At 64.8% G+C, this 12,252-nt stretch carries 10 protein-coding genes; 2 read left to right on the top strand and 8 right to left on the bottom strand.

Annotated elements, in window-relative coordinates; genetic code table 11:
* Nucleotides 1–9 precede the first annotated feature (9 nt).
* Together merA and SALA_RS16485 are read left to right on the top strand one after the other, a co-directional pair.
* The gene (gene merA, locus SALA_RS12795) at nucleotides 10–1,449 is read left to right on the top strand and encodes a mercury(II) reductase (RefSeq protein ID WP_011542784.1); all 1,440 of its coding nucleotides are present in this window, start codon (nucleotides 10–12) and stop codon (nucleotides 1,447–1,449) included.
* A 33-nt stretch (nucleotides 1,450–1,482) separates the two neighbouring features.
* The gene (locus SALA_RS16485; protein ID WP_011542785.1) at nucleotides 1,483–1,899 is read left to right on the top strand and encodes a hypothetical protein; all 417 of its coding nucleotides are present in this window, start codon (nucleotides 1,483–1,485) and stop codon (nucleotides 1,897–1,899) included.
* Between the two features lie 128 nt (nucleotides 1,900–2,027).
* Here SALA_RS16485 and SALA_RS12805 read toward each other — a convergent pair whose 3' ends face one another.
* The 8 genes from SALA_RS12805 to SALA_RS12840 all read right to left on the bottom strand — a co-directional run bounded on the left by SALA_RS12805 (nucleotide 2,028) and on the right by SALA_RS12840 (nucleotide 12,124).
* Nucleotides 2,028–2,873, bottom strand: coding sequence for an Abi family protein (locus SALA_RS12805; RefSeq protein ID WP_237700874.1), 846 nt, complete (start codon nucleotides 2,871–2,873; stop codon nucleotides 2,028–2,030).
* A 295-nt stretch (nucleotides 2,874–3,168) separates the two neighbouring features.
* Nucleotides 3,169–4,095, bottom strand: a complete 927-nt coding sequence (locus SALA_RS12810) for a nucleotidyltransferase (RefSeq protein WP_011542787.1) — start codon at nucleotides 4,093–4,095, stop codon at nucleotides 3,169–3,171.
* A gap of 65 nt (nucleotides 4,096–4,160) precedes the next feature.
* A complete protein-coding gene (locus SALA_RS12815; RefSeq protein WP_011542788.1) occupies nucleotides 4,161–5,102 on the bottom strand; it encodes a DUF2493 domain-containing protein in 942 nt (313 codons plus the stop codon).
* Nucleotides 5,103–5,420: 318 nt separating this feature from the next.
* Nucleotides 5,421–6,473: a DUF7146 domain-containing protein gene (locus SALA_RS12820; protein ID WP_011542789.1), complete on the bottom strand. Its 1,053-nt coding sequence runs from the start codon at nucleotides 6,471–6,473 to the stop codon at nucleotides 5,421–5,423.
* Between the two features lie 252 nt (nucleotides 6,474–6,725).
* On the bottom strand, nucleotides 6,726–7,691 hold the full coding sequence (locus SALA_RS12825; RefSeq protein WP_011542790.1) for a M28 family peptidase: 966 nt from the start codon (nucleotides 7,689–7,691) through the stop codon (nucleotides 6,726–6,728).
* Nucleotides 7,692–7,694: 3 nt separating this feature from the next.
* A complete protein-coding gene (locus tag SALA_RS12830) occupies nucleotides 7,695–9,293 on the bottom strand; it encodes a hypothetical protein (RefSeq protein WP_011542791.1) in 1,599 nt (532 codons plus the stop codon).
* A gap of 221 nt (nucleotides 9,294–9,514) precedes the next feature.
* The gene (locus tag SALA_RS12835; protein ID WP_011542792.1) at nucleotides 9,515–11,599 is read right to left on the bottom strand and encodes a ParB/RepB/Spo0J family partition protein; all 2,085 of its coding nucleotides are present in this window, start codon (nucleotides 11,597–11,599) and stop codon (nucleotides 9,515–9,517) included.
* Nucleotides 11,600–11,722: 123 nt separating this feature from the next.
* Nucleotides 11,723–12,124, bottom strand: a complete 402-nt coding sequence (locus tag SALA_RS12840; RefSeq protein ID WP_041383349.1) for a DUF2958 domain-containing protein — start codon at nucleotides 12,122–12,124, stop codon at nucleotides 11,723–11,725.
* Nucleotides 12,125–12,252 lie beyond the last annotated feature (128 nt).

Here is a 12,252-nt window from a genome sequence, read left to right on the forward strand (position 1 = left end):
AGTCGTATCATGAGTGATTGCTGCAATCGGGGCGACGGCTCTCAGGCCAAGAAGTACGACCTTATCGTCGTGGGCGGCGGCTCGGCTGGGTTCTCGGCCGCGATTACCGCGGCGGAGCAAGGAGCCCAAGTCGCCGTTATCGGTGCCGGCACCATCGGCGGAACCTGCGTCAACGTCGGCTGCGTTCCTTCCAAGGCGCTGATCCGCGCGGTCGAGAGCATTCACCACGCGAATGCCGCGCCGATGCGGTTCAACGGTGTCGAGGCCGGGGCACGAATGGCCGATTGGGGCAAGGTGATCGCCGAAAAGGACTCGCTCGTCTCGGGCCTTCGTCAGGCGAAATATGCGGATCTCCTGCCTCTCTACAATAATATCGCCTACCATGAAGGCACGGCGCGGCTCGTCGAAAATGGCGTCGAGGCCGGTGGAAGGCGGTTCACCGCTGACCGGATCGTGATTGCGACAGGTACGCGTCCGGCGGTGCCGGCTATCCCGGGCCTTCCGGACGTCGATGCGCTCGACAGCACTACCGCGCTCGACCTGACCGAGTTGCCGAAATCGATGATCGTCCTCGGGGGCGGCTATATCGGTGTGGAACTCGCCCAGATGTTCTCCCGCGCCGGCGTCGACGTGACGCTCGTTTTCCGCAGCCGCCTTCTCCCCGATATGGAGCCGGAGATCGGTGCCGCGCTGACCGACTATCTTTCGAGCGAAGGCATCACGGTTCTGGGCGACCTCGCCTATCAGTCGGCCCACAAGACGGCGGAAGGGGGCACTGCGCTCACCGTCCTGCGCAACGGGGTCGCCGAAACCATCGTCGCGGAGCGCCTTCTCGTAGCGACCGGGCGCGCCCCGAATGTGGAGGACCTCGGTCTCATCGAGGCAGGGGTGAAGCAGACGCTCAGCGGTGCCATCATTGTCGATGACCATATGCGAACCTCGGTGCGCGGCGTCTATGCCGCCGGCGATGTGACGGGCCGAGACCAGTTCGTTTACATGGCAGCCTATGGCGCAAAGATCGCCGCCAAGAACGCCTTGAACGGCGATAGCCTGCGGTACGACAATTCGGCCATGCCGGCCGTCGTATTCAGCGATCCGCAGGTAGCCAGTGTCGGCTTCACCGAAGCGCAGGCTATCGCGGCAGGATATGCAACGCGAACCTCGACCCTCCCGCTCGAGAATGTTCCGCGCGCATTGGCGGCTCGCGACACGCGCGGCCTGATCAAGCTGGTTGCGGATGGCCGGACCCGCAAACTGCTGGGCGCGCATATCTTGGCGCCGGAAGGTGCGGACAGTATCCAGACCGCCGCCATGGCGATCCGCTGCGGCCTCACGATCGACGATCTGGCGGAGATGATCTTCCCCTATCTGACCACGGTCGAAGGACTGAAGCTGGCTGCGCAGACATTCGATCGGGATGTGAAAAGGCTGTCCTGCTGTGCAGGATAAGATTGCTCGGTCGCGTCGCGGCGGTGAGATGACATGAGTAGCCCGCGCGGTTCCGATCCCGCCAGCGGCGCCGGGGATTGGTCGGGTAACTGGCGCACGCTTGTCGGGCTCTGGGCTATTCCCGGCCTAGCCATGCTGGCCGCCATGTGGCTGGAACCTACGCCCCGCGCGGTCATCTGGACCGTCATGCTGGCCTCCATGGGTGCGGCTTGTATCATGAACGCCAGACGGTGCGGCCGGACTCATTGCCGTTTCACCGGACCGTTCCTGATTGGGATGGCGATACTGGTCGTCGCCTACGCGATTGGGATGCTGCCGCTGGGGCCACATGGCTGGGGTATTCTGGGCGGAGTCACGCTTGGCGGGTTTGCCGCTCTGTGGTGGGGCAGCGAACGGGCATGGGGCAAGTTCTCGCGTTCCAAAGATAAGGGCGTTTCTCGCAGCTGTTAGGTTTCGTGGGAGATCGGACGTCCGGCCACTGCTATAATGGCCCATTTGCGAACGACTGGTTTTGGGCCACGCGTCGCTGGCGGTGAATGGCCGGGCTCAGGCGCAAAGCCGACCAGTCGTCTTGCCAATCAAACTTGCCAAAGTGGCCGCTGCTGCCAGTTCGCGGGAAAACCCATCGATCGCGTATCGCCCTCGGGATGGGTCACGATGTGCGCCGCCACATCGGCAAGCCAGGTCGAGTCCGGCGCCACGGTATTGATGACGTGACCGATCATGCAGATGCCGTTGTAAAGCTTGGCGGGTGCCTGAGTGGCGTTCTGATCGATGGTCGCCTGTAGGGATTTGGGCTTTTGCGCGAGCTTCGGAGGCGTGAGGAAGCCCCGGTTCCACAGCCGGCCGTGATGCGCGCAGATATTACGGATGTCCGTCACATGGCGGACCAAGGGCACGAGAACGGTCTCCGGAAGACCAAGGGGCCCGGCGATGCGTGTTCGAAGAGCGCGGTCTGCGAGGCTCGAATACCAGCGCGAGAGGTGACCGAATGACATCATTTCTGCGACCATCCAGACCGGCGGCAATGCTGGCAGATCGTAGTTTTGCCGATAATGCTTGATATAGGTCTCGTTCGAACGCCCCACTTCGCCAGCCAGTTTCGAGAGGCGAAGATGATAATCGGTGCGATCGCTATAAAGACTGGCGTCCAGATAGCTGTGTCCGTCGCCGAGCCCGGCGAGATGATAAGCCCAACTCCCGCGCAAGGCCACTTCGACATGCTCGGTGCCGCGCATCAAGAGGCGCCGGAGTAGCCGGTCGAAATCATAGAGGGCGGTGACGCGTTCGAATGTCGTGCCCGGAAGGAAGCGCGGTCCCGCCTGTCCCTTCGGATGTTCGAAATAAAGCCAGTAGGCACTCAGCCGGTAGTAGCTCACATGACGGAGCCACGCCTCGGCCGCCGGCTCGTCGGCAACGATCATGCCGTTTGCCCGGAGATGAGCGATTTGCTGGGTGTAAGTGAGAGTCGGTTTGGAATAGGCGCGTGACATTGACCATCGTCATGCGTCAACGGCGCCCAAAATAAAAGACCCGCCCAGTGTGCATATCCTTGCGGACAGAGGCCGGGCGGGTGCGATTGATGCCCACATAGGGTAGGCAAGCGAACAAATCAATAACAAGCGTTGCAGCGCAACACGAAATAGGACCCTTCCACCCCGACATCATCCGGACAAAGGAAGGCACGCCCAAAGGCCCTGCCAAGGCCGCCACTGCACATCAGGCCGTCGGAATACGGGCCTCCAGTTCGGCGATGCGCTCCGAACAGATCGCATGCACCGCGCGGCCGAGCTCCTCGACATGCGCAGCGAGCCACAGCAGGTCCGCTTCGCCGATGCGATAATGTTTCGAGTAGCGGGCCTTCACATAAGCCTCTTTCAGCTTCTCGAAGCGTGAGCGATCGGCCTTCAACGCGCGGGGCCATGCGTCCACCAACCGCATGTCGATCCGTTCCGCCTGCGTTCGCAGGAACCCGAGGTTGTGCACATGCGGGGTGTAGAAGGTGCAGACCAGCAAGACGCAGTGGTACAGAAATTCGGAAGATTGGTGCAGATCGAAAGCGGCTGGCTTTAGGTAGCCCTTCTCCCGTCCCATCGCAGACAATTCGAACCGCTGCATGGCGAGGGGGAACCACTCCTCAAAATATTCCTTCGCCATCGCCAACGCCTGCTCGGGCGTCTTCGGCTTGGGCGTGTGCAATGCCTTGTCGTCATATTCGTAGAGTGCGATCCCGTCGCGCGCGACGTCCATGAAGAAATAGCGCCCATGCGCCAGCCCGTCATTCACCTCCTGCAGGGTGTGCACGATGAAATTCACCGGCGTGTGCAGCGTCTTGTCGATCGCAAGCTCGCGGGTCAGCCGGTCTTCGAGCTTGGACCAAAAGTCGATCTTGTCGGTGAGGCGCTTGTCGTTGACGATGATCAGCAAATCGAAGTCCGAGCGATAGCCCTTCGCCGTGTGCGGCTCGTCGACCCAGCCTCCGCGCGCATAACTTCCGTACAAGATGATCTTGTCGATCCGGCCCTTCTTCTTCCAGCCCATCGTCGAAAGCGCGACGGCATCTTCGAATTCTTCGAAGATGATCGCCTTTACGCGCTCGAGCTCGCGCTGCTTGTTGGCCGGAAGATGATCGAGATCGGTACGCATCGTTCCTTCCTTCTGTGGTCACAAGCTCGCCCGATGGCAAGCATGGTCGGGTCCAGATCGAAACCTCATGGCGCTTCGCGGATGCGGAAATCCCACACGGGGATGCCGAACGCCCGCGCCTTGTCGACGAGATTGTCCTGGATGCCGGTGCCCGAGAAGACGATGAGCCCGGCGGGCATGGCGTCGATCATGCGCTCGTTGCGCTTGAAGGGAGCCGCCTTCCTGTCGCGGTTCCAGTCGGGGCGGAAGGCCACCTGCGGCACCTTGCGGGCGTCGGCCCAGCAGGCGGCGGCACGCTCGGCACCGGTCGGCGTCGCGCCGTGGAGCAATATCATGTCGGCATGACGGGCATGAACCTTGTCGAGTGCCGACCAGATATGCCGGTGATCGTTGCACGCGGGCCCACCGCTGAAGGCGATGCGGGTGCCCTCGGGGATCAGCGCCTTGGCCTTTTCGCGGAGGCGGCGGTCCATGAAGTCGCGGCTGTCGATTATTGCCGCGGTCATCGCCTGATGGCGGATGCGCGACCCGGTGCGCGGGACCCACGCCTTGCGGGCGTGAATGCGATACTGTTCAGCGGCGCATTCGCGGAAAAATTCCATGGCGTCGCGCCGCTCGATCAAGGTGATGCCCTCGGCGATCGCGCGCTCGAGTTCGACCGAGCGGATTTCGCTGCCATCCTGTTCGCGCTGGAGATCTCGCTGCGCCACCTCGTTGCGGTCGAGATCGCGCTCGATCCGCGTGCCCGCGCCGTGGAAGAGATTGACGACGCCCCAGAGCAGTTCCTCAAGGTCGGGCTCGATTCTCGTGTCGACGAGGCAGCCCGCGAGTGCATCGAAGATGTCGGCAACGGCGCCGCCGGCGAGCCGGTCATCGGGAAGCGGCCGCCCGTCGGGCTCATCCTCGAACGGACGATAGCCGTAGAGCTGCATTTCCTGGAGGAGATATGCGCTGGCGCCGGGCTCGGCGGGCTCGCTGCGTTCGGAAAAGTCTGACAGGTCGCTCATGTCATGCCTCGCTTCTGGTGGCCGCGGCTCTCGCGGCCTTCGCGGCGACGCCCCCGCGGCGGCGGGTGCGGGTCGGCACCGCGCGGCACGCGCGGCCGAAGCGCCAGCGTAGGATGGCGAGGGTGCGGCTATTTTGTTTCGCGATGCAAAGGGGCGCAGCCCCGGCGGAAAATAGCCGCGCGCTCGCCATTGCGGTGCCCGGATCCGCCGCCGCAGTCGCCCCCCAGCGAAGGCCGGAGGCACGGCTGCCGGGAATGATCCAGAGGCAACCCGGTCGGACGCTTGATGAAGCGGCGCCCACCGCCGTCCGAAATCCCGCTATGTTTTTCGGACAAGGAAGCGCACCGCATCGAGCGGCAGCATCAGGGCGCGAAGCCGAGCCGCCATTTCTTCCCGGCCCGTCCGAACGAGATCGCTGTTTAAATCGTCGAGCCGCGGATCGAGCGGGACGATCGCGATCCCGAGCGGTTCGGCGCGCTCAATCAAGGTCTTCATCGCCCAGGACCCGGCCGCGTCATTGTCGCGCGCAACATAGAGACGGCGCAGCGGTTGGGGGAAGTGGATGGCGGCGAGATGCGCCGCCGACAGACCGGCGATCATCGGCATGTCCGGCATCAGCTCGCGTAGCGACAGGAGCGTCTCGATACCTTCGCCAGCGGCCATGACGTCCGCAGCAGGTCCGAACCGCACGCCATGCCCAAGCAGATTCCCCATCGCGCGGCGGGGACAGGCGACGGGCGCCTTGCCGCTCGCCGGATCGAGCCAGGTGCGATGAACGCCGGAGATTTGACCGGCGTCATCGGTTACCGCAGCGATCATGGCCGGCCAGGCGGGACGGACATCGGGCGGGTCATCGCTTGATGCCCGGTAATGGCAGCGCGGATGAAAGCGGATGGCACCATTGCCTGGGTCGATATCGATCCCACGCGATGCAAGATAAGCAGCGGCCAACGTCCCGGCGATCGGCTTCGACCCATCCCAAAGCCGCCGCGCCGCCGCAGGCGTTCCCGTCGACGCCTTGCGCGATCGCGGCGATCGAGACCCCGCCGGCTGCGGCATCGACATCGGCATGCTCAAAAATCGCCGCGCCTCGGCGAGCGTCTCGCGCAATTCGGCGTGACCGCAACTGGCGGCGATGACATCGAGCAGGTCGCCATGCTCGCCGCTCGCGGCATCGGTCCATTTCCCCGCCCGGCCGCGCCCGTCGCCCGACGACGACAGCAACAGGTAAAGGCTGCGACCGGGCGTCCCCCGGACATCGCCGACAAGCCAGTAGCGGCCTTCGCGGCGGCCGTTGGGGAGATAGTGGCGGCAGACGGCTTCGGCATTGTCGGCGAGGCGGCGCGCCAATTCACGGGCTGGACTTTCCATGCGGGGCTCCTTCCAAGGCCTTGCGCCCGCGCAGATGTCGATCAAAAGGCGATCGGCGATCCGCACGGACAGCTCGGCACCGGCAGCCCCTGCCAGCGCGTAGAGCGTGATTTTGTCACAAACGGGACTTCAGAATCAAGCATGACCTGCCTGCCCGTCTGGCGGTGGGACCTGCGGAACCGGCGGCGTCGAAGCCAATCGGATCATGGCGGACACTATCGGTCGGCAGGCTATAACGGCGGATGCCGCGTATCAGGTCGGCATGAGCGGACGATAACCCCGGTCGTCGTCCATTTCCTCGGCCCACAGCGCCATCTGGAAGTCATCATAGCTGACCCCGCATTGCTCGAGCATCCAGGCCGCGAGCGCCGGATGATCGGCGACGGCTTCGACGAAATCATCACCACCATGCCTGCGCCCGCGGTCGAACCACCAACCGGCCTCTTCCTGGACGGAAGGATCGCGCTCGATCACCAGCTGCGACGCATCGAGTTCGAGCATGGCTGCGAGCAATTGCTCGCAGTGGACGACATCGAGCGTCTCGCGCGGCCCGTGCTGACGCTGATAGCCCACCGACAGATTGGTGCATTCGGAAACGATGCCGGCATATTCATTGGTGTCGGTGTAGACGCCGGTATCGTCGGGGGCATAGCGGAACCCCATATTCTGCCGGTTGAGCGCCGCCGCAAGACTCGATGCGAAGGCATCGGAGCATGTCCGGCCATAGCTCTGGTGGGTGATGACATCGCCAAGCCCCGCGCGGTCGAAGGCGATCGCCGCGTCGATGTCCGCGAGAAGTTCGGGCGTGTGGCGCTCGATCCAGCGCGAGCCGAGGCAACCCTGCTCCTCGCCGCGATGGAAGAGGTAGAGGCCGGGACGCGCGGCCGCGATCATGCCGAGCATGATCCACAGTCCCGCGCCGTCGTCGGCGCCGAGCGACATGCCCGCTTTGCCGTCGCACAGATGCGCGATGCCATATTCATCGACGCCCACCGCCTGGTGCCCGCCGACGGCCGCGACCGTATCGACATGGCAGCTCCACAATGTGCGCGGGCGATCGCCGATTTCCAGCATTCGGTTGCCGAAACCATCGGCGCGGATGCCGGGAACCCGGTCGAGATATTCGCGGCAGAAGGCGCGTTCGGTCGCGCTGTCATGGGGCCGTGCCCAGGACAGGATTTCGAGGAGGCCGGCGCGGCCCGCAAGGTCATGGGTCATGGATCAGGCTCCTGTCTGGCAAGGGGTTGCGGTCGCTGCCAGAGGCGCTGCGGCGGCGGAGGTGAGGCCATCGACCGGCGTCGGCATGTCGGGAGGATAGCCGTGCGCGCAGGCACAGCTGCACGGCGGAAGAGATCCACGTCGCAAGTCTTCGAGGCGAGGTCGCTCGGCTGCTTCCCGTTCGTGCCTCAGCCGTTCTTCGCGGGCACGCTCACCGGCTGCCTGCCATTTGGCGACCTCGAGTTCGATCGCCGACATTTCGTACCGAAACCAGTCGCGAGCGAGGACATGGGCATTGGCGAGCGATGGATCGTCATCGTCGACAGGATCGGGCAGATAATCCGCACAAAGCCATTCACCATGATATTCGGTGAGATCAGTCGCATGATACCATTCGCCCGAGGCATCGCATTTCCGGCAGCAGGTCGCGAGCCACCATTCGCCGCGATCTTCGATGTACACCGCACCGAAGGCCTCGACATAACCGTCAAGCACGTCATGCTCATCGCCATCGGCGAGCACCGGGATGAAGGTTTCGGCATCGCTGTAGCTGCGCTCATTATGCGCGCAGAAGGTCGTGTGATCGGTGAAGCAATTATAGCACCATTCTTCCGACGAGCCGTCGCCGAAATAGACTTCCTCATGCGGCGTCGTTTCGCGGTCGCACCGCGGGCAGTACCAACATCGGTCCCCCAGGCCGTTGGTATTCTCGGACGGGATCTCACCATGGCCGATGATGAGATATTCGCCGTCGTCGGCGAGGTCATCGCCCGCATCGATATAGGGAACGACGAAGCTGCCGCCATCGACGAGCCGCCGGATGCGTGCGCCATTGAGGCTGCCCTTCGCATAGCCCGCATTTTCGAGCAGCAGCTTGAGCCGCGATACATCGCCATAGATGCTGGTGTAGATTTTGAGTTCGGGCCACACCACGCTGCGCGCGCGGGCATCGTCGCGGGCGCCGATATAGGCGAGCGCCGTGTCGGGACCGGCATAGACGCGCACCGGGTGGCAATAGCTCTCGAAGTCGCTCGCGCCGTGCGACATGCAGCTGCCGGGACCGCCGACATAAACCTCCTCGATTTCGTCGGCGTCCTGCGTGATCTTGAGCGCATCTTCTGCAAGCTGGACCGAAAGCCGGGCGCACCAGCCCTCGATCGCTTCATTGTCCAGATGGGCAGAAAAGAAGCGATTAAGGTAGCGGCCCGGCGACATCACGAGCTGGCGGTCGACCTCGCCCTTCGCCGCATTCTCGGTGAAAGCGATCTTGCCCGCCTGCTCGGTCGAGACATGGCAGAAATGCTCTTCGTGCTTCTCCTGATACCAGGGCTCCTCATGCCAGGGCGTCGGCGCATAGGTGCCGTCGGCGAACCGCAATTTCTCGCGAACCGGCCAGTCGACGTCGCCGATCTCGGCGTCCGCGAGCGCGATCCGGAGCTGCGCATCGGGCGCGCGGAGGAGAAGCTGTTTCCGCGCGGCTTCGGCTTCGTCAAAGGAAGGCCAAAGATATTGCTGGTCGCCATTGGGTGCGAAAAGGAATTCGATCGTGACCGGCCGCCACTCGGCTTCCGAGTGCGGGCAAAGGATTTGAAACTGTGCCATGGATGGGACTCCGCGCAGCCGCGCGCATGCCCCGAAGAGGCGCGATCGCGGGCTGCATTGCTGATGGGGTGGCGCAGGGTTAGCGAGGGTCGGGGGTCAGCGTCCGGACCGAGAGCCGTGACTGGCCTCGTGTCGCCTCAAGCCGTCAAAGGCCGACTTTCCCGGGCACCGCTGCGCCGTGAAGAAGATCCGGCGGGGGCATGCGCCCCCGCCCGGATGGCTCACTCCGCCGCGACGGGCAGCTCGGCGTCGCAGGGATCGCCCTCGTCGGCATCGGCGGGTACCGCCATTTCACCGCCGTCCGGATCGATGTCGTCCAGACCCGGCGTTCGCATCGGCGCCGGGAGCCAGGTCGTTTCTTCGACCAGCCGTTCGGCCTCGCGGGCCATATCGGCTTTCTTGAGATGGCCGATCATGCGGGCAGCTTCGTCGCCGCGCGCCTCGGCGACATCGGCGAGGATCTGCGGCTTGGTCACACCGCTGAAATAGCCTGCCGCGGTCGGCCGCCACCCCGCGCCATGCACATCGAGCCCCGCGGCCAGCGCGAGGACATGGCTGTGGGCGATCCGGCGCTCGACGCCATGCGCCGAGATGCGGCCATTGTCATATTTGGGAACGACCTCGGCCTGGGCGTTGACGCAGAGCGAGCCGCAATGCGCCAGGAGCTGCGACTGCTCCTCCCCATCGAGGGTGAGCAGAAAGCTCCACACTTCCTTATCCGACTGCGGCAGCCGCGCCTTCCATGCCCCCGAGCGCGCGTCGATCGCCTGCGCGGGCGCGCAATCGCGCAAACCGGCAGGGGCATTGGAAAAGGAGACGCGATTCGCCGCGATCTGGACGCAGCTCTCGCGGCTGAAGCTGTAGAAGCAGCCCAGCACGAGGACGTGGAGAACGGCGACGAAGGCGAGCGCCGGGTCTTGCGCGACCCTGTCCTGCAGCGCGAGGGTGCGCCAAGCCGTGAGGTCCGAGACGAGACGGTCGGGGAGCGGGCGCAGCGCACCCGGTTCCTCAGCTCCTTCGGCGTCATCCTGCGCCTTCTTCGGTTCGCCGTCGCCGCGGCCAGTGGAGCGCGCCGTATCGCCCGGCTCCGACGCGCTGTCACTGCCGAGTCCATCACGCAGTTGATCCTCGGGCTTCACGAAGCCGCGCTCGACGCGCACCGACCCATCGCGGTCGAGCGAGACGAATGCGCCCGCCACCGCCATGTCCGCGGGATCGAAGATCAGCGGCCGGTCGACCAAAGCACCGAGTTCGGCATCGATCGCCTCGATCCGCGCATGCACCTCGTCGGGCACGTCGTGCGCATCGGCCCATTCATCGCCGAGTTCCTCGCCTTCGGCTTCAAGCTCGGCGACGCGCGTCGCTTCGGCTTCGGTCATCGCGACCTCTTCGCGGTCGATCTCGCGATACCCGCGCGTTGCGTCCCACGGCAGGTCGATCGCGGTCGTCACCCATTTCCAGCCCTCGGCGAGGATGCGCGCGCCCTCGGCCTTCAGCTTGGCATCGACAAGCCGATCGAGAAGTGCGGGGTCGGTGAGCCAGCCGCCGCCATCGGATTCGAACAGGTCGCGCGCGATGCTGCCGCCCGCTTCGAGATAGGTGTCGAGACCGACGAAGCGCGCCCTTTTGTCACCCGCGCGAACGCTGTTCTCGGTGAGCTTCTGGCGGATCCAGGTCGCCGACTTGTTGAAGCTATGTTCGAGCTGGTCCCAGACCTCTTCTTGCCGCGTATGGTCCTCGGCGATGGTGAAGGCCATGAGCTGATCGAGCGTCATCGCCTCGTCGGCATAGAGCTCGAGCAGCTTCGGCGAGACGCCGGCGAGCTTCAACCGCTGCCGCACCGCGGCGGGCGTGGTGTGAAAATGCGCGGCGATTGCCTCGATGCCGGCGTCCTTCTCGACCATCGCCTGCATCGCGCGAAATTCGTCGAGCGGATGCAGTGCCTCGCGAAAGCTGTTTTCGGCGAGGCTGTCCTCTTCGGCGAGTATGTCATTGGCCGCACCGCCCACGACACAGGGGATCGGCGCGTCCTTCGCGAGCCTTTTCTGCTTCACCAGCAGTTCGAGCGCGCGGAAGCGCCGGCCTCCGGCTGGAATTTCGAATTCCCCCGTTTCCTGCCCCTCGCCATCGAGCAGCGGCCGCACGTTGAGGCTCTGGAGCAATCCGCGGCGCGCGATGTCGGCCGCCAGCGTGTCGATCGATACCCCCGCCTTCACGCGCCGCACATTGGCCTGCGACAGGCGCAGGCGGTCGAGGGGAATGTCGCGCGACGGGGCGAGGGTGATTTTCGGAAGCGATTTGGCCATGGGCCTTCTCCATGACGGGCCGCCGCGAGACACTCTCCCGGCTCCTGAAACCCGTCACGAAGCCCCGGCTTCCCTCTTCCTCGAACGGGGCCGCCACCGGCGGCCCCGAACAAGTCCGCGGCCTCAGCCCCGCGCCGAAAGCCGGCGCGCCGCTGCGTGCAGGCGCTGCTCGCCAAGGATGATCGAGCCCGCCGCGCGCGCCGCTTCGGCATAGACCGACAGGGGATGGCGTGCCTCGAAGTGAAGGTCGCGCTCGATGCCGAGCCCGAAGGGCAGGCGCACCCCCTCGAGTTCGGCAAGCGAGAAACTTCCGAGTTCGGGGCATCCGAACCCCAAGTCCGCGAGGCCGAACAGGATGCCGTCGGCATCGACCTCGGTTGCAAGCCAGGTCGCGGCGCCGACGGGGCTGAAGAAGCGCACGACAGGTCTGGGATCGGGCTCGCGCGCGCCGCGCGCGATCGCGTCGTGCCGCGCGGCAGCATTGGCGGCGAGCGCGGCTGCGATTTCCGCAGTGAGCAGTTTCATGCTGCGATCCTTCCGGTGAATTTGCCGCCGTGGCGGTGGGGCTTTGCATAATGCGTCATTTCGGTTCTCCGCGGGGGACCGGCAGCAAGCCTCTCTCGCCGCACTCCGTCCGCCACGCGGCCCGGCAA

It is taken from the genome of Sphingopyxis alaskensis RB2256, from assembly GCF_000013985.1.
GTDB lineage: Bacteria > Pseudomonadota > Alphaproteobacteria > Sphingomonadales > Sphingomonadaceae > Sphingopyxis > Sphingopyxis alaskensis.

Bases quoted from the DNA above. Each gene is read 5' to 3' on its own strand.
- SALA_RS12840 (WP_041383349.1), bottom strand. From the start codon at position 12,124: ATGAAACTGCTCACTGCGGAAATCGCAGCCGCGCTCGCCGCCAATGCT.
- SALA_RS12815 (WP_011542788.1), bottom strand. From the start codon at position 5,102: ATGAGCGACCTGTCAGACTTTTCCGAACGCAGCGAGCCCGCCGAGCCC.
- merA (WP_011542784.1), top strand. From the start codon at position 10: ATGAGTGATTGCTGCAATCGGGGCGACGGCTCTCAGGCCAAGAAGTAC.
- SALA_RS12805 (WP_237700874.1), bottom strand. From the start codon at position 2,873: ATGATCGTTGCCGACGAGCCGGCGGCCGAGGCGTGGCTCCGTCATGTG.
- SALA_RS12825 (WP_011542790.1), bottom strand. From the start codon at position 7,691: ATGACCCATGACCTTGCGGGCCGCGCCGGCCTCCTCGAAATCCTGTCC.
- SALA_RS12810 (WP_011542787.1), bottom strand. From the start codon at position 4,095: ATGCGTACCGATCTCGATCATCTTCCGGCCAACAAGCAGCGCGAGCTC.
- SALA_RS12835 (WP_011542792.1), bottom strand. From the start codon at position 11,599: ATGGCCAAATCGCTTCCGAAAATCACCCTCGCCCCGTCGCGCGACATT.
- SALA_RS12820 (WP_011542789.1), bottom strand. From the start codon at position 6,473: ATGGAAAGTCCAGCCCGTGAATTGGCGCGCCGCCTCGCCGACAATGCC.
- SALA_RS12830 (WP_011542791.1), bottom strand. From the start codon at position 9,293: ATGGCACAGTTTCAAATCCTTTGCCCGCACTCGGAAGCCGAGTGGCGG.
- SALA_RS16485 (WP_011542785.1), top strand. From the start codon at position 1,483: ATGAGTAGCCCGCGCGGTTCCGATCCCGCCAGCGGCGCCGGGGATTGG.